The organism is Helcobacillus sp. ACRRO (assembly GCF_022347125.1).
GTDB classification, from domain to species: Bacteria; Actinomycetota; Actinomycetes; order Actinomycetales; family Dermabacteraceae; genus Helcobacillus; species Helcobacillus massiliensis.
Genome location: NZ_JAKRNG010000021.1, coordinates 25,875 through 45,780 on the forward strand (window position 1 = coordinate 25,875; position 19,906 = coordinate 45,780).

At 68.0% G+C, this 19,906-nt stretch carries 15 protein-coding genes and 1 rRNA gene; 14 read left to right on the forward strand and 2 right to left on the reverse strand.

Annotation, left to right across the window (positions count from 1 at the left end):
• Positions 1-41 precede the first annotated feature (41 nt).
• Positions 42-1,523 carry a bifunctional UDP-N-acetylglucosamine diphosphorylase/glucosamine-1-phosphate N-acetyltransferase GlmU gene (gene glmU / locus MHY20_RS08360; RefSeq protein ID WP_239376141.1) on the forward strand — a complete coding sequence of 494 codons (1,482 nt, stop codon included), beginning with the start codon at positions 42-44 and terminating at the stop codon, positions 1,521-1,523.
• Positions 1,520-2,500, forward strand: a complete 981-nt coding sequence (locus MHY20_RS08365) for a ribose-phosphate diphosphokinase (protein WP_183374805.1) — start codon at positions 1,520-1,522, stop codon at positions 2,498-2,500. Before glmU ends, MHY20_RS08365 begins: the two co-directional genes overlap by 4 nt.
• Positions 2,501-2,692: 192 nt before the next feature.
• Here the strand turns inward: MHY20_RS08365 and MHY20_RS08370 are convergent, their stop codons facing one another.
• Entirely contained in the window at positions 2,693-3,265 is a 573-nt protein-coding gene (locus MHY20_RS08370; protein WP_239376142.1) for a hypothetical protein, read from the reverse strand.
• A 426-nt stretch (positions 3,266-3,691) separates the two neighbouring features.
• On the opposite strand from MHY20_RS08370, the gene MHY20_RS08375 reads away from it, so the two are divergent.
• From MHY20_RS08375 to MHY20_RS08425, 10 genes are all read left to right on the forward strand, one after another.
• A complete protein-coding gene (locus tag MHY20_RS08375; RefSeq protein ID WP_183374801.1) occupies positions 3,692-4,333 on the forward strand; it encodes a 50S ribosomal protein L25/general stress protein Ctc in 642 nt (213 codons plus the stop codon).
• A gap of 87 nt (positions 4,334-4,420) precedes the next feature.
• Complete coding sequence (gene pth, locus MHY20_RS08380; protein WP_183374799.1) at positions 4,421-5,023, forward strand: aminoacyl-tRNA hydrolase; 603 nt, start codon at positions 4,421-4,423, stop codon at positions 5,021-5,023.
• Positions 5,020-8,577, forward strand: coding sequence for a transcription-repair coupling factor (gene mfd, locus MHY20_RS08385; RefSeq protein WP_239376143.1), 3,558 nt, complete (start codon positions 5,020-5,022; stop codon positions 8,575-8,577). The genes pth and mfd overlap by 4 nt, the downstream gene beginning before the upstream one ends.
• Positions 8,574-9,662 carry a MazG nucleotide pyrophosphohydrolase domain-containing protein gene (locus MHY20_RS08390; protein ID WP_239376145.1) on the forward strand — a complete coding sequence of 363 codons (1,089 nt, stop codon included), beginning with the start codon at positions 8,574-8,576 and terminating at the stop codon, positions 9,660-9,662. The genes mfd and MHY20_RS08390 overlap by 4 nt, the downstream gene beginning before the upstream one ends.
• Before the next feature lie 62 nt (positions 9,663-9,724).
• Positions 9,725-11,005 carry a phosphopyruvate hydratase gene (gene eno / locus MHY20_RS08395; RefSeq protein ID WP_239376147.1) on the forward strand — a complete coding sequence of 427 codons (1,281 nt, stop codon included), beginning with the start codon at positions 9,725-9,727 and terminating at the stop codon, positions 11,003-11,005.
• Positions 10,998-11,813 (forward strand): septum formation initiator family protein, encoded by an 816-nt coding sequence (locus tag MHY20_RS08400; protein ID WP_239376149.1) that lies wholly within the window; start codon positions 10,998-11,000, stop codon positions 11,811-11,813. The genes eno and MHY20_RS08400 overlap by 8 nt, the downstream gene beginning before the upstream one ends.
• Entirely contained in the window at positions 11,810-13,393 is a 1,584-nt protein-coding gene (locus MHY20_RS11665; RefSeq protein WP_275436742.1) for a DUF501 domain-containing protein, read from the forward strand. The genes MHY20_RS08400 and MHY20_RS11665 overlap by 4 nt, the downstream gene beginning before the upstream one ends.
• Positions 13,394-13,447: 54 nt before the next feature.
• Positions 13,448-14,797, forward strand: coding sequence for an NAD(P)/FAD-dependent oxidoreductase (locus tag MHY20_RS08415; protein ID WP_183374793.1), 1,350 nt, complete (start codon positions 13,448-13,450; stop codon positions 14,795-14,797).
• Positions 14,798-14,924: 127 nt separating this feature from the next.
• Entirely contained in the window at positions 14,925-15,704 is a 780-nt protein-coding gene (nagB, locus tag MHY20_RS08420) for a glucosamine-6-phosphate deaminase (RefSeq protein WP_183374791.1), read from the forward strand.
• A 91-nt stretch (positions 15,705-15,795) separates the two neighbouring features.
• Positions 15,796-17,292 (forward strand): NCS2 family permease, encoded by a 1,497-nt coding sequence (locus tag MHY20_RS08425; protein ID WP_239376151.1) that lies wholly within the window; start codon positions 15,796-15,798, stop codon positions 17,290-17,292.
• Between the two features lie 97 nt (positions 17,293-17,389).
• Here the strand turns inward: MHY20_RS08425 and serC are convergent, their stop codons facing one another.
• A complete protein-coding gene (gene serC / locus MHY20_RS08430) occupies positions 17,390-18,520 on the reverse strand; it encodes a phosphoserine transaminase (protein ID WP_239376153.1) in 1,131 nt (376 codons plus the stop codon).
• A gap of 96 nt (positions 18,521-18,616) precedes the next feature.
• Here serC and MHY20_RS08435 point away from each other — a divergent pair, with 96 nt between their 5' ends.
• Positions 18,617-19,318, forward strand: coding sequence for a demethylmenaquinone methyltransferase (locus MHY20_RS08435; RefSeq protein WP_183374786.1), 702 nt, complete (start codon positions 18,617-18,619; stop codon positions 19,316-19,318).
• 512 nt (positions 19,319-19,830) lie between these two features.
• Positions 19,831-19,906, forward strand: a 16S ribosomal RNA gene (locus tag MHY20_RS08440); the annotation flags it as partial.

Here is a 19,906-nt window from a genome sequence, read left to right on the forward strand (position 1 = left end):
GTCGCCGCCAACCGATGAAGGCCATCCGAAGGAGCCATTGAGTGGACTCTCAGACGCCAGCAGCAGTCGTCGTCCTCGCAGCAGGGGCCGGCACTCGAATGAAGTCCAAGCTTCCGAAAGTCCTCCACCCCGTGTGCGGGCAGTCGATGCTCGTGCACGCCATCGGCGCGGCCGGTGAGACGGGCACCCCAGAGGTCGTCGCCGTGGTGCGGCACGAACGCGAGCAGGTGGTCGGCCATCTCGCCGAGCACGCACCCCAGGTGAAGATCGCCGACCAGGACGAGATCCCCGGCACCGGGCGCGCCGTGCAGTGCGGCCTCGAGCAGGTCGCCGCGGAGACCGGCACCGTCCTCGTCACCTACGGCGACGTCCCCCTCCTGCAGGGCGACACCCTCCGCGCACTCATGGAAGCGCACGCCGGCTCCGGCGCCAAGGTCTCCGTCCTCACCGCTCACCTCGAGGACCCCACCGGCTACGGCCGCATCCTGCGCGAGTCCGACGGCGGCGACGTCCTCGGCATCGTCGAACACAAGGACGCGACCGAGGAGCAGCGCGCGATCACGGAGATCAACTCCGGCATCTACGCCTTCGACCTCGACCTCCTGCGCACCGCGCTCGCCCGCGTCACCACCGATAACGCCCAGGGCGAGATGTATCTGACCGATGTCCTCGGCATCGCCCGGGAGCTCGGCCACCGCGTCTCCGCTCACCCGATCGACGACATCGACCAGGTCGAGGGCGCCAACGACCGCGTACAGCTCTCCCAGCTGGCCCGCGAGATGAACCGACGGATCCTGGAGCGCCACATGCGCGCCGGCGTCGGCATCGTGGACCCGGAGACCACCTGGATCGACAGCACCGTCACCATCGGCGCCGACACCGTCATCCGCCCCGGCGTCCAACTGCACGGCACCACCGCCATCGGCGCGGACTGCGAGATCGGCCCCGACTCCACGCTCACCGACATCACCGTCGGCGACGGCGCCTGCGTGGTCCGCACCCACGGCAGCGGAGCCTCCATCGGTGAGGGCGCCTCCGTCGGCCCCTTCACCTATCTCCGACCCGGCACCGTGCTCGGCGCCGCCGGCAAGATCGGCGGCTTCTGCGAAACGAAGAACGCGCAGATCGGCGACGGCGCCAAGGTGCCGCACCTGTCCTACGTGGGTGATGCCCAGATCGGTGAGGGCACCAACATCGGCGCAGCCACGATCTTCGCCAACTACGACGGCGTCAACAAGCACCGCACCGTGGTCGGCAAGCATGTGCGCGTCGGCAGCGACAACGTGCTCATCGCTCCGGTCACCATCGGCGACGGCGCCGCCACCGGCGCCGGCACCACCGTCTTGGAGGACGTCGCCCCCGGTGACCTCGCCATCAACACCGTCTCCCAGCGTACGCTGGAAGGATGGACCCTGAAGAACCGCGCCGGCACCGCGGCAGCCGATGCCGCCGCAGCGGCTCGTGCATCGCACTCCACGCCGACCGACACATCCACCGAGAACGGAACTGAGGAGAAGAAATGAGCGGCATCAGCACCAAGGGTGAGAAGCACCTCGTGCTTGCGGCGGGCCGGGCGCACCCCGTGCTCGCTCAGGAAGTCGCGAGCGAGCTCGGCATCGACCTCCTGCCGATGGACGCCTGGGACTTCGCCAACGGCGAGATCTACGTGCGCTACGGCGAAAGCGTGCGAGGTGCGGACGTCTTCGTCCTCCAGGCGCACCCGGCGCCGCTCAACAACTGGCTGGTCGAGCACCTGATCATGGTCGATGCCCTCAAGCGCGCCAGCGCCAAGCGCATCACCGCGATCGCTCCGTCCTACCCGTATGCGCGCCAGGACAAGAAGCACCGCGGCCGCGAGCCGATCTCCGCCCGCCTGGTCGCCGACCTGTACCGCACCGCCGGCATCGACCGCATGATCTCGGTGGACCTGCACGCCCCTCAGGTCCAGGGCTACTTCGACGGTCCCGTCGACCACCTGATGGCCATGCCGATCCTGTCCGGCTACGTCAAGGAGCACTACGGCGATGAGGACCTCTGCGTGGTCTCCCCGGACGCCGGCCGCATCGCCGTCGCGGAGAAGTGGGCGAAGGTGCTCGGCAGCGTGCCGCTGGCCTTCATCCACAAGTCCCGTGACCCGAAGAAGCCGAACCAGGCAGTGGCCAAGCGCGTCATCGGCAATGTCAGCGGCAAGACCTGCATCCTCGTGGACGACATGATCGACACCGCCGGCACCATCGTGCAGGCAGTCGAGGCGCTGAAGGAGAACGGCGCGAACTCCGTCGTGGTGGCGACCACCCACCCGATCTTCTCGGACCCCGCCACCGAGCGTCTGCGCAACGCGGACATCCGCGAGGTCATCTGCACCAACACACTCCCGATCCCGGAGGAGAAGAAGTTCGAGACTCTCACACAGCTGTCGATCGCACCGCTGCTGGCCCGTGCGATCCGCGCGGTCTTCGATGACGGCTCGGTGACGAGCCTGTTCGACGGCGACGTCTGATCGGTCCTGCCGCTCGCCCCGGGCACGGGGAAGCGGTGAGCGCGCACCAGGCGCGGACGGCCTCCACCGTCCGCGCCTTTGTGTTCGAGGTGCTGGGAGAGCATGAAGAAGGGCCTCGGAGCCGCGTCCCTCCTCGCAGCTCCGAGGCCCTGACGGGGCGGTGTCAGCCCCGGGGGACCGGTGGGACCGGGCTCAGCGGAGCCACGAATCCTCACCGACGATCTGTGCCCACTTCCGGCCGAAGCCGAGGTGGTCCTGAGCGCCGACGCCCAGCAGGACGATCAGCACCAGTGCCATCAGCACGTGGTCATCAACGAACGGGTTGGTGCCGAACGGGTACGCCGCCAGCGCCATGAACAGGTACATCGCCACGCCGCTGATGGTGGCGACCTTCATGCCGATCCCGAGCATCAGTGCCGCACCGATGCCCAGAAGCCCGGCCATGAACAGGATGTCGGTGAACGGATTGATCGACACCAGGGCATTCCACACGCCGGTGAGGGGATTTCCTGCTGGAACTGCGTGCGTGAGGAATCCGGTGGTGGGGCTGCCGCCGTTCAGCACCGACTTCCCCGGTTCGGTGCCGACGCCGAGGCCGAACAGCTTGTCGAAGAATGCCCAGAGGAACACGAAACCGGTCAGGATGCGCAGCACACCTGCCGCGGGGAACATCCAGGATGCGACGCCACGGCGCTCGTCCGTACCGGTGAGAGCGGCTGTCGAGTCGGTGGGGTGGAGATTGCGGGGTGCGGTCGGGGCAGTCATCGCAGGGCCTTTCTGGCGAATCCCTATTCTTCTGCTTCCTGGAGTGGCGTCTTCTCTGAAGTCGGTTCCACCGTATCCCTGTGAAAGACCCAAAAAAGGGACCAGTGTCCTTTTCTGAGCGGTCTCATCGAATTCCTCGCCGGTGCGGTTCCGAGCGGGTGCGATGCGCCATCATGGACAGCACGCGAGATGGCTGCCGGGAGGGTTGTGCGCGCCTGCCCGGTGGACCGACGGGTGCTGAACGTCACCCGGCTTCCCGGCTGGAGTCCTGGCCCTCAGCCGGCGGCGCCGGTAGACTTCTGGAGAACTTCGGCGAGGGAGAGCGCCTGCTCTCCGTGATCGACGCGGTGACCATAGCCAGTCCACGTCTTCGTGGGCGCCTTGTGTCGCGTTGAGTCGCCTCCGCACCTTCACAAGGAGAATCCCATGGCAGAGAACCTCAAGGTTGAGCGCCGCGAAGACTTCGGCAAGGGCGCTGCCCGCCGCATCCGCCGCGACAACGCGATCCCCGCTGTGCTGTACGGCCACGAGATGGACCCGGTCCACCTGGTCCTTCCGTACCACGCCACCGCTCTGATCGCCCGTAACTCCAACGCCCTGATCGAGCTCGAGCTGCCGGACGGCAAGACCAAGCTCGCCCTGATCAAGGACATCCAGCGCCACCCCGTGCGTCGCGAGATCCAGCACCTGGACCTGATCGTCGTCAAGCGCGGCGAGAAGGTCGAGGTGGACATTCCGTTCCAGGTCGAGGGCGAGCCGGTGTCGCCGGCCACCCACATCATGGAGCTCAACGACCTCACTATTCTGGTGGACGCTCTCAAGGTCCCCGAGGTCATCGAGATCTCCGTGGAGGGCCTCGAGGAGGGCACCCAGATCTTCGCCGGCGACCTCACCCTGCCCGAGGGTGCGGAGCTGGTGACCGACGCTGAGGCGCTCGTGGTCTCCGTTGAGGTGCCGCAGGTCGACGAGGCCGACCTCGAGACCCCGGAGGCCGAGGACGCCGAGGGCGAGGAGGCCGCTGAGGGCGAGGAGTCCTCCGAGGACGCCGAGGACTCCGACGAGGAGTGATCCTCTTCTGACACCCGCAGGGGCGCCGTGCCGACAGGCACGGCGCCCCTGTACTCTGTGGACCGACGCGCGAAGGATGGAAAAACGGTGAGCAGCACAGTTCTGATCGTGGGCCTCGGCAATCCGGGCCCCCAGTACGCCCAGACCCGCCACAACATCGGCCACATGTGCCTGGATGTGATGGCCGGCAGCGCCGGAGGCCGCTTCAGCAGCGCCAAGCGCGCCGCCGCGGAGGTCATCGAAGGCCGGCTCGGCCTGCCCGGCCAAGGGGTGCGCGCGGTCCTCGCCAAGACCACCAGCTTCATGAACGTCTCCGGCGGCCCGGTCAGCTCGCTCGCCCAGTACTACGGCATCGACCCCGACCACGTGATCGTGGTGCATGACGAGATCGACACCGAGTTCGGCACGGTCCGCCTCAAGCAGGGCGGCGGCGAAGGCGGGCACAACGGCCTGCGGGACATCACTCGTGCGCTCGGCACGCGCGACTACCTGCGAGTGCGGCTGGGCGTCGGGCGCCCGCACCGCGGCCAGGACACCGCCGACCACGTCCTCTCACGATTCTCCGCCGCCGAGCGGAAGGTGCTGGACGACCTCCTCATCGACGGTGCGAACGCCGCCGAGCACCTCGCACTGCACGGTCTGCTGTCCGCCCAGAACGAATTCCACCAGCGGGAGGCGATCCGCCCGTGAGCCTCGGCCACGCCCTGGACCTGGTCCGCCGCTCGGCGGACCTGCAGCGCATCGGGGAGGCGTTCAGCGCCTCGCAGTCCATCAGCATCACCGCCCCGCAGGGCATGCATCCCTTCATCGCGGCGGAAGCGGCGAGCTCCGCCGGCACCGATCAGCCGCTGATCATCGTCACCGCCACCACCCGCGAAGCCGAGGACGTGCTCGCACAGGTGCAGGCGCTGGCCCCGTCGGCCCCCGCGGCCCTGCTGCCCGCGTGGGAGACCCTCCCGCATGAGCGGCTCTCGCCGCGCTCGGATACGGTCGCGACGCGGCTCGCCACTCTGTACCGGCTCGCTCACCCGCAGGAGACCGACCCGCTGAGCGTGCTGGTGATGCCGGTGCGCGCCCTGATGCAGCCGATGGCGAAGGGCCTCGGCGACCTGCGGCCCGTGCGCATCGTCCGCGATGACGCCTACCCGATGGATCAGCTGGTGGACGACCTGGCGGCCGCCGCCTACGTCCGGGTCGACATGGTGGAGCGCCGCGGCGAGTTCGCCGTGCGCGGCGGCATCCTCGACGTGTTCGCGCCGACGGAGCCCCACCCGGTCCGCATCGAGTTCTTCGGCGACGACGTCGACGAGATGCGCTTCTTCTCCGTCGCCGATCAGCGCTCCCTGGACGCCGAACTCACCGAGCTGCACGCCCCCGCCTGTCGGGAGATCCTCCTGACCGACGATGTGCGCCGACGTGCCCGCGAGATGGCCCAGCAGCTGCCGGGCCTCGCGGACATGCTCACCCAGATCGCCGACGGCATAGCCGTGGACGGCATGGAGTCCCTCAGCCCGGTCCTGGTGGACGGGATGGAGTCCGTCGCCGAGACGGTGCCGGAGCGCTCCCGCGTGCTCGTGCTGGAGCCGGAGCGCGTCCGCGCCCGAGCCGACGAACTGGTGCAGACCACCGGGGAGTTCCTCGCCGCCGCGTGGTCCAGCGCCGCTGGTGAGGGCGCAGTGCCGATCGATGTGGACGAGGCCAGCTTCCTCGACATCGACGCGCTGCAGGAGATCTTCCGCCGGCGCGGCATCCCACTGACCACCGCCGCCCCGTTCGGCATCGACGCCGACATCACCGTCGCCGCAGCCGCCCACCCCGGCTACGGCGGATCGACCGCCCAGGCGGCGCGAGATCTCCACCGCCGGCAGACCGACGGCTGGCGCCTGCTCATCACCACGGCCGGCGCCGGCACCGGCCGCCACCTCGCGGAGAGCCTGCGCGACGCCGACGTCACCGCGCAGTTCACCGAGACCCTCGACGAGGAACCGGCCGAGGGCCAGCTGCTCATCACCACCGGCCCCATCACCGAAGGCGTGGTGCTGGAGTCGGAGCAGATCATGGTGATGTGCGAACGCGACCTCACCGGAAAGTCCGGGGCGCGCCGCAGCTCGGAGCGTCGCCTGGCGTCCAAGCGCCGCGTCACAGTGGACCCGCTGCAGCTGAAGGCGGGGGATTTCGTGGTGCACGACCACCACGGCGTCGGCAGGTTCGTGGAGCTCACCAGCCGCACCGTCGGCCAGGCGGGCAAACGGACCACCCGCGAATACCTCGTCATCGAGTACGCGCCGTCACGCCGCGGACAGCCGGGTGATCGTCTGTACGTGCCCAGCGACCAGCTGGAGCACATCACGAAGTACGTCGGCGGGGAGTCGCCGAGCGTCAACCGGATGGGCGGCAGCGACTGGTCGAAGACCAAGTCGAAGGCCCGCAAGGCGATCCGGGAGATCGCCGACGAACTGGTGCGTCTGTACAGCGCCCGCCAGGCGTCCGAAGGGCACGCCTTCGGTCCGGACACCCCCTGGCAGCAGGAGCTGGAGGACGCGTTCGAGTTCACGGAGACGCCCGATCAGCTGTCCACGATCGACGAGGTCAAGAAGGACATGGAGCGCCCGATCCCGATGGATCGCCTGATCTGCGGCGACGTCGGATTCGGCAAAACGGAGATCGCGGTCCGTGCGGCGTTCAAAGCCGTCCAGGACGGAAAACAGGTCGCTGTGCTCGCTCCCACCACCCTGCTGTCGCAGCAGCATGTGGACACCTTCACCGAGCGCTTCGCCGGCTTCCCCGTCACGGTGCGGGGCCTGTCGCGCTTCCAGGCGAAGGCGGAGTCGGATGCCACGGTGGAGGGCCTCCTCGACGGCTCCGTCGATGTCGTCATCGGCACGCACCGTCTGCTCACCGGCCAGGTGCGCTTCAAGGACCTGGGCCTGATCATCGTCGATGAGGAGCAGCGCTTCGGCGTGGAGCACAAGGAGACGCTGAAGGCGCTGCGCGCCAACGTCGATGTGCTGTCGATGTCGGCCACACCGATCCCGCGCACCCTGGAGATGGCCGTCACCGGCATCCGCGAACTGTCCACTCTGGCGACCGCGCCCGAGGAGCGTCACCCCGTCCTCACCTATGTGGGCGCACAGGAGGACAAGCAGGTCGCCGCGGCGATCCGTCGCGAGCTGCTGCGCGAGGGGCAGGTGTTCTACATCCACAACCGGGTGGAGGACATCGACCGCACCGCGCAGAAGATCCGTGAGCTGGTGCCGGATGCCCGGGTCGAAGTGGCGCACGGCAAGATGAACGAAGCGCAGCTGGAGCGCGTGATCCTCGACTTCTGGGAGAAGCGGTTCGATGTGCTGGTGTGCACCACCATCGTGGAGACCGGCCTGGACATCTCCAACGCGAACACGCTGATCGTGGAGAACGCCGACCGGTTCGGCCTCTCGCAGCTGCACCAGCTGCGCGGCAGGGTGGGCCGGTCCCGGGAACGCGCCTACGCGTACTTCCTGTACCGCGGCGACAAGCCGCTCACTGAGACCGCCCACGACCGCCTCACCACTCTCGCCACCCACTCCGACTTGGGTGCCGGCATGCAGGTGGCGATGAAGGACCTCGAGATCCGCGGCGCAGGCAACCTCCTCGGCGGTGAGCAGTCCGGCCACATCGCCGGTGTGGGCTTCGACCTCTACGTCCGCATGGTCGGCGAGGCGGTGAATGCGTTCAAGGGCACGGGTGCCCCGGTGCGCCGGGACGCGAAGGTGGAGCTGCCGCTGAACGCCCGGATCCCGTTCGACTACATCGAATCGGAGCGGCTGCGCCTGGAGGCGTATTCGAAGCTGTCGAAGGCCGTCAGCACCGAGGAGCTGGAGAGCGTTCGGGAGGAGCTCACCGATCGGTACGGCGAGATGCCGCCCGAGGTCGCTCTGCTGTTCACGGTGGCGCGCTTCCGCCTGGACTGCATCGAGGCGGAGATCGACGAGGTGCAGGTGCAGGGCCGGATGATCCGCTTCGGTCATCTCGAGGTGCCGGATTCGGTTGCGATGCGCCTCAAGCGTCTGTTCCCCGGCACACTCATCAAACCGGCGACCCGTTTGGTCCTCATCCCGCACCCGCAGACCAAGCGGATCGGCGGCACCGGCCTCGTGGACGACGACCTGCTCGACTGGTGCCGCACGGTCATCGCCGTTCTGCGCCCGGACAGCGCCATCGCTGAGACCGCTCAGGCTCCGGGCACCGTGGGGGCCGCACGATGAGCGAACTGGTGATGCTTCCGGTGTCGCCGCTGAATGCGGCCGGCCTGCTGACCGCCGCCGGCTGGGACTGCCTGCGGTCGGCCGGCCGGGTCGCCGTCGGCTCCATCGCCGCGGACTCCTGGGAGGCGCACCTGCGGGAGGCCGGGGTGGAGGCCCACCCGCTGGATGCGCGCTCCGCTGCCGCGCTGATCGACGGCCTCGTCGGCCTGCTGGCGGGGGAGGGGGAGGCCGACGGGAGCGCCACTGATGACCCTCTCGTCCTGCTGATCGACTCCGAGCACCCCTTCCTGCCGGGCCCCACAGCGCTGCTGGATGCGCTGGAGGCGCGCCTGGGGCGCCGCCTGGATGCGGATGTCCGCTTCGCCTCTCCCACTGCCCCGGGAAGCGCGGTCGTGGAGTCGGTGCGGATCATGCATGCGCTGCGCAGCCCCGGCGGCGATGTGTGGAGCGCTGAGCAGACGCACCAGAGCCTCGCCAGGTACCTCCTGGAGGAGACCTTCGAAGTGCTCGACGAGCTGGAAGGACCGGATCCGGATGGTCCCACGGCGGTGGAGGAGTTCGGGGACCTGCTGTTCCAGCTCGTGTTCCATGCGCGCATCGGCATGGAGAGCGCGAGCCCGTGGACCCTGGACGACGTGGCCCGATCACTGAACCGGAAGATGTACCGCCGCAATCCGCATGTCTTCGCACCCGAGGACGAGCGCACGGAGGTCGGCACGGTGCAGGACGTGGTCGACCAGTGGCACGCGGTGAAGTCCGCGGAGAAGCCCCGCAGCCATCTGGGGGAGGGGATCCCGTCGGCCCTGCCCGCGCTGCAGGCGGCGTTCAAACTGATCCAGCGGGCCCGCACCGGCGGTGAACTGCCGGGCATCCTCGAGCATCTGGAGCAGGTGCGCATCGCCGCCGAGTCCGCCGCGCCGACCGATCCTGAGGCGGCGATCACCCTGGATGCTCTGGATCTGCTGGCGGTGGTGGTCCGCGCTGAGGAGCACGACCGGGATCCGGAATCCGCTCTGCGCCGACTGAACCGACTGATCGACTCAGTTGGGACTGCGCGCTCAGTCAGTCCCGATCACCTCGCCTAGAATGGTCCCCGCGGGTCAACGCCGACCAGCGACCTTTCACCCTCGACGAAGGAGACCTGTCAATGGCATTCATCACCGACGTGCGCGGCCGCGAGATCCTGGATTCGCGCGGCAACCCGACCGTGGAGGTCGTGGTCAGTCTCGACAACGGCTTCGAGTACCTCGCCCAGGTCCCCTCGGGTGCCTCCACCGGCCAGTTCGAAGCAGTGGAGCGCCGTGACGGCGACAAGGGCCGCTACCTCGGCAAGGGCGTGAAGGACGCCGCCGCTGCTGTGCGCTCCGATCTCGGCCCGCAGCTGGTGGAGCTGGACGTCGCCGACCAGCGCGCCATCGACTCGATCATGCTGGACATCGACGGCACCGACAACAAGGGCAAGATCGGCGCGAACGCCATCCTCGGCGTGTCCCTGGCGGTGGCGAAGGCCGCTGCCGACGTCGCCGAGCTGCCCCTCTACCGCTACATCGGCGGCCCGAACGCGCACCTGCTGCCCGTGCCGATGATGAACATCCTCAACGGCGGCTCCCACGCGGACTCCAACGTGGACATCCAGGAGTTCATGATCGCTCCGATCGGCGCCGAGACGTTCACCGAAGCCGTCCGCTGGGGCGCCGAGGTGTACCACGCGCTCAAGGCGGTTCTGAAGGAGCGCGGCCTCAGCACCGGCCTCGGTGACGAAGGGGGCTTCGCCCCGAACCTCGACTCGAACCGCGAAGCGCTCGACCTCATCGTCGACGCGATCCGCGCTGCCGGCTACGAGCCCGGCAGGGAGGTTGCGCTGGCGCTGGACGTCGCCGCATCCGAGTTCTACGAGAACGGCTCCTACCGGTTCGAGGGACAGGCCCGCACGGCCGAGGAGATGGTGGACTACTATGCCGAGCTCGTGTCCGCCTACCCGCTGGTGTCCATTGAGGACCCGCTGGACGAGGAGGACTGGGACGGCTGGGTGGCCATCACCCAGAAGCTCGGCGATCGGGTGCAGCTCGTCGGTGATGACCTGTTCGTCACCAACCCGGAGCGCCTGGAGCGCGGCGTCCGTGAGGGGGCTGCGAACTCCCTGCTGGTGAAGGTGAACCAGATCGGCACCCTGACCGAAACCCTGGATGCAGTGGCGCTCGCCACCCGCTCCGGCTACACCTCGATGATCTCCCACCGTTCCGGCGAGACCGAGGACACCACGATCGCGGACCTGTCCGTGGCCCTGAACTCCGGCCAGATCAAGACCGGTGCCCCGGCGCGCGGCGAGCGCGTCAACAAGTACAACCAGCTCATCCGCATCGAGGATGAGCTGGGCGAGGCAGCGGTGTACGCGGGCGCATCGGCATTCCCGCGCTTCCGTGCCTGATCGCACACCTGAGGGGCAGGGCGCTTCGCCGTCGGCGAGGCGCCCCGCTTCATCGAACCCGAGCTCCCGGCCGAGGGCGCCCCGCCGCCCCCAGTCCGGGGATCGGCGAGAGGAGCAGAACCAGCGCGCAACCTCCGTCGGCCCCGGTGCCGCGCCCCGTCACGGTGCCGCGAACTCCGCCCGCGTTCGCAGCACATCGCGTCCCGCGGCGTCGGCCCGTTCCGCACCCGCCTCGGGCGGCACCGCCGTTGCTGCCCGGCAGCGCACTGGCCGCGCCTCGCGGACCGCGGGCCGCGTCGGCGAGCACGCACTCGGCATCACCAAGCGCAGCCTGGTGCTGATCACGGTGATCGTTCTGGCGCTGGCCGCGCTCGTCCCGTCGGTCAACCACTATGTGGCGCAGGAGCAGCGACTCGCCCAGATGCAGGCGCAGATCCGCAACCGCCAGCAGCAGCTGGACGACCTCGAAGCGCAGGTCGCCCGGTGGGACGACCCCACCTTCGTGGCCGCGCAGGCCCGTGAGCGGCTGCTGTTCGTCTGGCCCGGTGAGACCCAGTACCGCCTCACCGACACCTCCGGTGAGGAGATCCCGATGACCACTGCGGAGCGGCGCGAACAGAAGGCCCACGAGACCGCCTGGTACGGCACTCTGTGGGATTCGATGGTCGGGGCCTCGCAGGCCGCGCCGCCGGAGAAGCCGTCGGCTGCGGACGATCACCCGAAGAAGCCCGCGCCGGCCCCCGCGTCCGATTCCGGCGGCTCGAACGAGCCCACTTCCGATTCCTCTGACCCGAAGGACACCGAATGACCCTCGACCCGATGCCGTTCGAGAGCCCCGCCACTGCGCTCGACATGGAGATCATGTCCCGCCAGCTGGGCCGCACGATGCGCGGGGTCGTGTCGATCGCCCGCCGGTGCGCCTGCGGTGCACCCGCGGTGGTGCGCACTCTGCCGCGCCTGCCGAGCGGCGCCCCGTTCCCCACCTCCTTCTACCTGACGCTGCCGTCGCTGGTGGAGGAGATCTCCCGCGTTGAGGCCACCGGCACCCTCGCCGAGTGGACGGAGGAGCTCGCCGGCGATCCGGAGGCGCAGCGGAAGCACCGGCGCGCCCATGAGCACTTCCTTGAGCGCCGCGATGAGCTCGGCGATGTGGAGGAGATCCGGGGGATCTCGTGCGGCGGCATGCCCGAGCGCGTGAAGTGCCTGCACGCCCTCGCCGGTCACGCCCTCGCAGAGGGTCCGGGGCTGAATCCCTATGGCGACCGGGTCCTCGAGCAGATCGCCGAGAGCGCCAGCATTGAGCGCTGTCGCTGTGAGGACACGCCGGCGTCGGTCACCGCTGAGTGGGAGGCCGACGGCACCCGGCCCACCGACCGGGTCGCAGCGATCGACTGCGGCACCAACTCCATTCGTCTGCTCATCGCCGATGCCGCCGACGATCCCGACCGACCCGGTGGTCCAGCACTCACCGACATCGACCGCACCATGACGATCGTGCGGCTCGGCTACGGCGTGGACCGCACCGGCGTCCTCGACCCCGAAGCGATCGACCGCACGCTGGAGGCGCTGCGGTCCTACAAGCAGAGGATCGACGCCGCAGGGGTGGCCCCCGCCGCGGTGCGCTTCGTCGCCACCAGCGCCACCCGCGATGCCTCCAACCGCGACGACTTCGTCCGCGGCGTCCGCTCGATCCTCGGCATCGACCCCGAAGTGATCGACGGTGCTGAGGAGGCGACGCTCAGCTTCCAGGGCGCGGTCACTTCGCTCCCGTCGGCGCCGGAAGCCCCGTCCCTCGTGGTGGACATCGGAGGCGGCTCCACCGAACTGATCATCGGTGCTGAGGAGCCCGAGGCGGAGGTCTCCCTGAACATCGGGTCCGTGCGGATCATGGAGCGCCATCTGCAGGACGACCCACCGAGTGAGGACGCGATCCGCGCTGCAGAGCGGGACATCGACGAGATGCTCGACACCGCCACCGAGATCGACCTCTCCCGCGTGCGCTCCTTGGTCGGCGTCGCCGGCACCGTCACCACGATGACAGCGCATGCACTGGGCCTCGACCAGTACGAACCGGATGCGATCCACGGCGCCGAGACTGATGTGGAGCGCTTCGCCGAGCTGTGCGAGGAGATGGCGCGGACCCCGCGCGCCGAGCGGGAGCAGATGGCGTACATCCACCCGGGCCGCGTCGACGTCATCGGTGCCGGAGCCCTCGTCTGGGCGCGGATCCTGCGCCGCGTCGCCGCTGAAGGCTACGTCTCCGTCGCCGTCACCAGCGAACACGACATCCTCGACGGCATCGCCCTCAGCGCCCTGCGGCGACTGCGGGTCGCGGAGGCGGAGCCGGCGCCTCGAACGAGCGCGCCGACGGGTGCGCAGACTGACTGACACCTCACACATCCCACATGGAACGATCAGAAGAACAGGACTAGCCTTAAAGCCATGAACACCAATGCATCCAAGCCCCATGTCCTCATCCTCGGCGGCGGCACCGTCGGCATGAACGTGGCCTCGGAGCTGACGAAGAAGCTCGGCTCCAACGCGGCCGTGACCGTCGTCGACTCCCGCCCGTACCTCACGTACCAGCCGTTCCTGCCTGAGGTGGGCGCCGGCGCCATCGACCCGCGCAACGTCCTCGCTCCGCTGCGCAAGGTGCTCAAGGGTGCGAAGGTTGTGACCGGCACCGTCGACCGCATCGACCACAAGGACCGCTCGGTCCAGGTGAAGACCGATGACGATGTCGCGGTCTCCATCAACTACGACTACCTGGTGATCGGCCTGGGCGCTGTTCCGCGCACCCTGCCGATCCCCGGGCTGGCGGAGAACGCCATCGGCTTCAAGCAGGTCGAAGAGGCCATCGCTGTGCGCGACCGCATCCTCGCGAACCTCGCGGAGGCAGCCTCCACGAAGGACGCCGAGACCCGTAAGCGCCTGCTCACTTTCACCTTCGTGGGCGGCGGCTTCGCCGGCGGCGAGGCTGTGGCAGAGGCGCAGGACATGGTCCGCGCCGCCCTGCGCTACTACCCGGACCTGCACCCGTCGGACGTCCGATTCGTGGTCGTCGAGGCGATGGGCCGCATCCTTCCCGAGGTCGGCGACGACCTCGGCAAGTTCGCTCTGAAGGACATGCGTGAGCGCGGCATCGAGGTCAAGCTCGAGACCTTCCTCAACTCCTGCGAGGACGGCATCGTGAAGACCTCCGACGGTGACGAGTTCGCCTCGGACCTCATCGTCTGGACCGCCGGCATCAAGCCGAACCCGGTGCTGGCGAACTCGGACCTGCCGCTGAACCAGACCGGCCGCCTCGACTGCATGGCCGATCTGCGCGTCAAGGGCGAGAACGGTCCGCTGGAGAACGTGTTCGCCGCGGGCGACTGCACCACGGTTCCGGACCTCGCCTCCGGCGAGGGCAAGGTCTGCCCCCCGAACGCGCAGCACGCTCAGCGTCAGGCTGTCCGCCTCGCCGACAACATCGTCCGCGACATCGACGGCCGTCCCCTGGTGGACTACTTCCACAAGAACCTCGGCACCGTCGCCACGCTCGGCATGTACAAGGGCGTCGGTCAACTGTTCATCGGCGGCAAGACCATCGAACTGAAGGGCCTGCCGGCCTGGGCAGCAGCCCGCGCCTACCACGTGTACGCCATGCCGACCTTCGCGCGCAAGGCCGCGGTGATCGCCGGATGGGCGACCAACGCCATCGGCAACCGCGACATCCTCGGCATCCCGGAGTCCACGGATCCGCGCCGCGCCTTCGAACTCGCCGCCGCGTCGACGCCGAAGAAGAAGTGACGTCCGCACCGAGGGTGTCTCCTCGGTGAACAGTGCACGGCAGCGCTCGTCGCCGCGACCGCGGAGGCGAGCGCTGCTGTGTCCCCGCCCCAATCCTGTCCCCGCCATTCCCATCGGAAGGAACGCCGTGCGCGTCATCATCAAGAAGACACCCCAGGACGCCGCCCGCACAGTCGCCGACCAGATCGAGGCCGTTGTGCGCGGTGCCGGAGAATCCGGTGCCACACTCGGCCTGGCCACCGGGTCGTCGCCGGTGCTCAGCTACACCGAGCTGATCCGCCGCCATCGGGAGGAGGGCCTCAGCTTCGCCGGCACGCGCGTGTTCATGCTGGATGAGTACGTCGGCTTGGACGCCGACCACCCGCAGAGCTACGCCCGGTTCATCCGTGAGCACCTCACCGACCACATCGACATCGAGGACTCCGCGGTGCAGTCCCCGCGCGGTGACGCCGAGGACCCCGTCGCCGAAGCCGCCCGGTACGACGCCGCCATCGGCGCTGCCGACGGCGTCGACCTGCAGCTCCTCGGCATCGGGACCGACGGACACATCGCCTTCAACGAACCGGGCAGCTCCCTGGCCTCCCGGACTCGCGTGAAGGTGCTGCTGGAGCAGACGATCGAGGACAACGCCCGCTTCTTCGACAAGAAGGAGGACGTTCCGGTCCACGTCCTCACTCAGGGCATCGGCACCATCTTGGAGGCGCGCCGCATCGTGCTGACCGCAACGGGCAGCAATAAGGCGGAGGCCATCGCGCAGTGCGTGGAGGGCTCCGTGTCCTCCCGCTGGACGGGCTCTGCGCTGCAGATGCATCCTGACGTGGTCCTCGTGATCGACGATGAGGCCGCTGCGAAGCTGGAGCTCGCTGACTACTACCGGTTCTCCGAGGAGCACCAGCTGAAGCGCTGACTGCTCTTGTTCTGTGATGCCCGTCGCGCTGACTGCGTGAGCGGGCGTCACTGCATGCACGCACCGTGGGCGCATCGGTGAGAATGGGGGCATGTCGAGCACCTCGGACACCAGGACCGCACCCAGCAGCCAGCAGCCGCGCCCCGGCGCGCTTGACCGCTACTTCCACATCTCTGAGCGCGGATCCACGGTGGGCCGCGAGATCCGCGGCGGCGTGGTGACGTTCTTCGCCATGTGCTACATCGTGGTGCTGAATCCTCTGATCATCGGCACGGTTCCGGATTCCACGGGGCACTTCCTCGGCGGCGGCACGGAGCCGAACCTTCCCGCGGTCGCTGCGGGCACCGCTCTGGTGGGCGCGGTGGCGTCGATTCTGATGGGCGCGTGGGCGAAGTTCCCGTTGGCTCTTGCGACCGGACTCGGCCTCAACGCCTACCTCGCCTACTCCGTGGTCGCACTGCCGGGGATGACCTGGGGCGGCGCGATGGGGTTGGTGGTCCTCGAAGGCGTCATCATTCTGCTGCTGGTGCTGACGGGGTTCCGCCGGGCGGTGTTCCGGGCGGTTCCAGGGTTCCTGAAGACGGCGATCGCTGTGGGCATGGGCCTGTTCATTGCGTTCATCGGTCTGTTCAACGCCCGCTTCGTCACCTCCGGCACGGGGGTGCCGGTGCAGCTGGGCGTCAACGGTTCGCTGGAGGGCTGGCCGACGGCGGTGTTCGTGTTCGGGCTGCTGCTGATGATCGTGCTGTGGGTGAAGAAGGTGCCCGGGGCGATCCTCATCTCGATCCTCTCCACGACGATTGTGGCGGTGCTGCTGGAAGCGGTGCTGAAGATCGGTGTGTTCGTTCCGGCGGACGGCAAGTCCTCTGGGAACCCGACGGGCTGGTCGATGAACGTCCCGGCGCTGGATCTCTCGGCGTTCGCTCTGCCTGACTTCTCCACGGTGTTCGAGGCGGACCCGATCGGCGGTGTGACGGCGCTGGGCGTGGTCGGTGCGTCCATCGTGGTGTTCTCGCTGCTGCTCGCCGACTTCTTCGACACGATGGGGACGATGGTCGCGGTCGCGTCAGAGGCTGAGCTGGTGCAGGAGGACGGGGACGTTCCCCATTCGCAGCGGATCCTCGTGGCCGATTCTGCTGCGGCGATCCTGGGCGGCGTGGGCGGCGTGTCATCCGCCACGAGCTTCATGGAGAGCGCGACCGGTGTCGGAGAAGGAGCGCGCACCGGGTTCGCGTCGGTGGTGACGGGCCTGTGCTTCCTGGCGACCGTCTTCCTGTCGCCGTTGGTGGCGCTGGTGCCCTACGAGGCTGCGACGCCGGCGCTGGTGCTGGTCGGGTTCCTGATGATGACGCAGGTGACGGACATCGACTTCTCGGACCTGTCGGTGGCGATTCCGGCGTTCCTGACGATCATCCTGATGCCGTTCTCCTACTCGATCACGGTCGGCATGGGCGCCGGCTTCATCGTGTATGTGCTGCTGCAGCTCGTCCAGGGTGCGGGCCGACGGATCCATCCGCTGATGTACATCATCGCGGGCATGTTCGTCCTGTACTTCCTGCGGGATCCACTGGCGACCCTGATCTCCTGAGGCACACGCCCCTGTTGCCCTGCCGCTTCCGCGACGCCTGAGAACGGCGGCCCTTCTCGAGTGGGAGAGGGCCGCCGTTGTGGGTTGTGCTTCGGTGTCAGCTGAGCTGGTCGAGCACCCAGTCGAGGCTTGCGATGAGCGCCTGCACGTCTGAGGGATCGACCGCGGGGAACGTCGCGATCCGCAGCTGGTTGCGGCCGAGCTTGCGGTACGGCTCGATGTCGATGATGCCGTTGGCGCGCGCAATGCGCGTGACCTCGGCGGCGTCGATGGCGCTGTCGAGGTCGATGGTGGTGACGACCTGCGACCGGGCCGAAGGCTCCGTGACGAACAGCGTCAGTTCGTCACGCCGTTCGACCCACTGGTGCAGCAGACCGCTCGTCTCAGCGGTTCGAGCCGTTGTGAAGTCCAGACCGCCGTTCTTGTTCATCCAGTCCACCTGTTCTGCCATGAGCAGGAGGGTGGCGGTGGCGGGCGTGTTCAGGGTCTGGTCCTTGCGGGAGTTGCTGAGGGCGGTGGTGAAGGAGAGGAACTGGGGGATCCAGCGGTCGGTCGCGGCGATCTCCTCGGCACGGCTGATGGCAGCGGGGGAGCACAGGGCGAACCACAGGCCGCCGTCGGCGGCGAAGGACTTCTGCGGGGAGAAGTAGTAGACGTCGGTCTGCTCGATGTCGACGCTCAGCCCGCCGGCGCCGGAAGTAGCGTCCACGAGCACCAGTTGGTCATCGGTGGCGCTGTGCGGCCGGATGATGGGGCTCATCACGCCGGTCGAGGTCTCGTTGTGGGCGTAGGCGTAGGCGTCGACATCGGCCTCGCCCGTCGGCAGCGCGAGGGTGCCGGGGGCACTGGAGATGACCGACGGGTCCTGCAGGTGGGGTGCGGCAGCAGCGGCGTCGGCGAACTTCTGGGAGAACTCGCCGATGGTGACGTGCTGCGAGCGAGTGCGGATCAGGGAGCTGACGGCGGTGTCCCAGAAGGCGGTGGCACCACCGTTGCCGAGAACGACTTCGTACCCGTCGGGCGCGTCGAAGAGGTCGGTGAGGCCGCGGCGGATTCGGCCGACGAGGTTCTTCACGGCGGGCTGTCGGTGGGAGGTGCCCATCACCGTACGGCCGGCGCGATCGAGCGCGGCCATCTGCTCTGGTCGAACACGGCTGGGGCCGGAGCCGAAGCGGCCGTCGGTCGGCAGAAGGGTCGAGGGGATCGTCAATGTTTGGCTGTTGCTCATGCACCCATTGTGGTGGTCGACTCATCAGCGGTGCAGTCCTGTCCGCCATCGGCGCGCCGTGCGGGGCGCACGCCGTCGATCAGGCAGGATGGAGGCATGAACCGCGCTGACCTCTCGAAGAAGCCCGTTGACGTCTCCTCGATGTTCGACGGCATCGCCGGACGGTACGACCTGCTCAACGACATCCTCGCCTTCGGGCAGGTGCGCAGCTGGCGGCGTGCCATGGTCGAGGCGCTGGATCTGCGTCCGCACTCGGATGTTCTGGACGTCGCCGCAGGCACTGGGACCTCGTCCGCGGCGATTGCTGCCGCTGGCCATCGCGTCATCGCGTCCGACTTCTCCGAGGGAATGATGCAGGAGGGCCGGCGCCGCCAGCCCCACATCACCTTCATCGGCGCTGATGCGACCGCGCTCCCATTCGCTGACGACTCCTTCGATTCAGCTGTGGTGTCCTTCGGACTGCGCAATGTTCAGCAGCCGCAGAAGGCACTGGCGGAGATGACCCGAGTGGTGCGTCCAGGCGGGAGTGTGGTGGTGTGTGAGTTCTCCACGCCCACCAATCGAGTCTTCCGGCACGTGTACTCGAACTATCTGATGAAGGCGCTGCCCGCAATGGCGTCGGCGGTGGCTTCGGACGGCTCTGCGTACACGTACCTGGCGGAGTCGATCGCAGCGTGGCCGGACCAGCAGGGTCTCAGGTCCTGGTTCCTCGATGCGGGCCTGGAGAAGGCTCAGTATCGGAACCTGACGGGCGGCATCGTGGCGCTGCACCGTGGGTACGTCCCGGCAACTCGCTGACCAGCGGTTTCACCAGGCGGCACAGCCGAACCGAAGCTGCCACTGTTATCCAGCGCACCTTCGCGCGGCGCTGGCTTGCGGGCCCGATCCGGAGCGCGTAATGTTTCATCTCGTTGCCGCGGAGAACGGAAGTTCCTCAGGCAGCGATTCCGAAGCCAAGAGCTTCACCTCTCAACGATGACAGCGACGCAGTCGAAGCGCGGCACCATGCCGAACAGAGACAGTGACGCAGATCATAGCGGAGGGGCTTGCGGAGGAGTTGCCAAGCGGGTAGAGTGATCTCCCGTGCCGAGAGCGGCACGAATATCGTGAAGAAGTAGCCATTGGGGCCGAGCGGCGCAAGCCGTAACGATCAGTGTGCGCAAGTTGTTTGATATCTCAATAGTGTGTCTGTTTATTGATGCCAAAGTTTTTTTGGCAGAGGATCAATTTTTTAGTTGATTTCTTCGGACAATTGAACGCAGATTTTTTATCAGCGTCGGTTGTTTGTTTTCTGCCGGGTTTCAAATTTTTTTATGGAGAGTTTGATCCTGGCTCAGGACGAACGCTGGCGGCGTGCTTAACACATGCAAGTCGAACGATGAAGGC

What these genes read in the sequence shown, in the direction of transcription:
- MHY20_RS08365 (WP_183374805.1), top strand. Translation starts at nt 1,520, where the DNA reads ATGAGCGGCATCAGCACCAAGGGTGAGAAGCACCTCGTGCTTGCGGCG.
- MHY20_RS08370 (WP_239376142.1), bottom strand. Translation starts at nt 3,265, where the DNA reads ATGACTGCCCCGACCGCACCCCGCAATCTCCACCCCACCGACTCGACA.
- MHY20_RS08375 (WP_183374801.1), top strand. Translation starts at nt 3,692, where the DNA reads ATGGCAGAGAACCTCAAGGTTGAGCGCCGCGAAGACTTCGGCAAGGGC.
- MHY20_RS08390 (WP_239376145.1), top strand. Translation starts at nt 8,574, where the DNA reads ATGAGCGAACTGGTGATGCTTCCGGTGTCGCCGCTGAATGCGGCCGGC.
- eno (WP_239376147.1), top strand. Translation starts at nt 9,725, where the DNA reads ATGGCATTCATCACCGACGTGCGCGGCCGCGAGATCCTGGATTCGCGC.
- MHY20_RS11665 (WP_275436742.1), top strand. Translation starts at nt 11,810, where the DNA reads ATGACCCTCGACCCGATGCCGTTCGAGAGCCCCGCCACTGCGCTCGAC.
- MHY20_RS08415 (WP_183374793.1), top strand. Translation starts at nt 13,448, where the DNA reads ATGAACACCAATGCATCCAAGCCCCATGTCCTCATCCTCGGCGGCGGC.
- MHY20_RS08425 (WP_239376151.1), top strand. Translation starts at nt 15,796, where the DNA reads ATGTCGAGCACCTCGGACACCAGGACCGCACCCAGCAGCCAGCAGCCG.
- serC (WP_239376153.1), bottom strand. Translation starts at nt 18,520, where the DNA reads ATGAGCAACAGCCAAACATTGACGATCCCCTCGACCCTTCTGCCGACC.
- MHY20_RS08435 (WP_183374786.1), top strand. Translation starts at nt 18,617, where the DNA reads ATGAACCGCGCTGACCTCTCGAAGAAGCCCGTTGACGTCTCCTCGATG.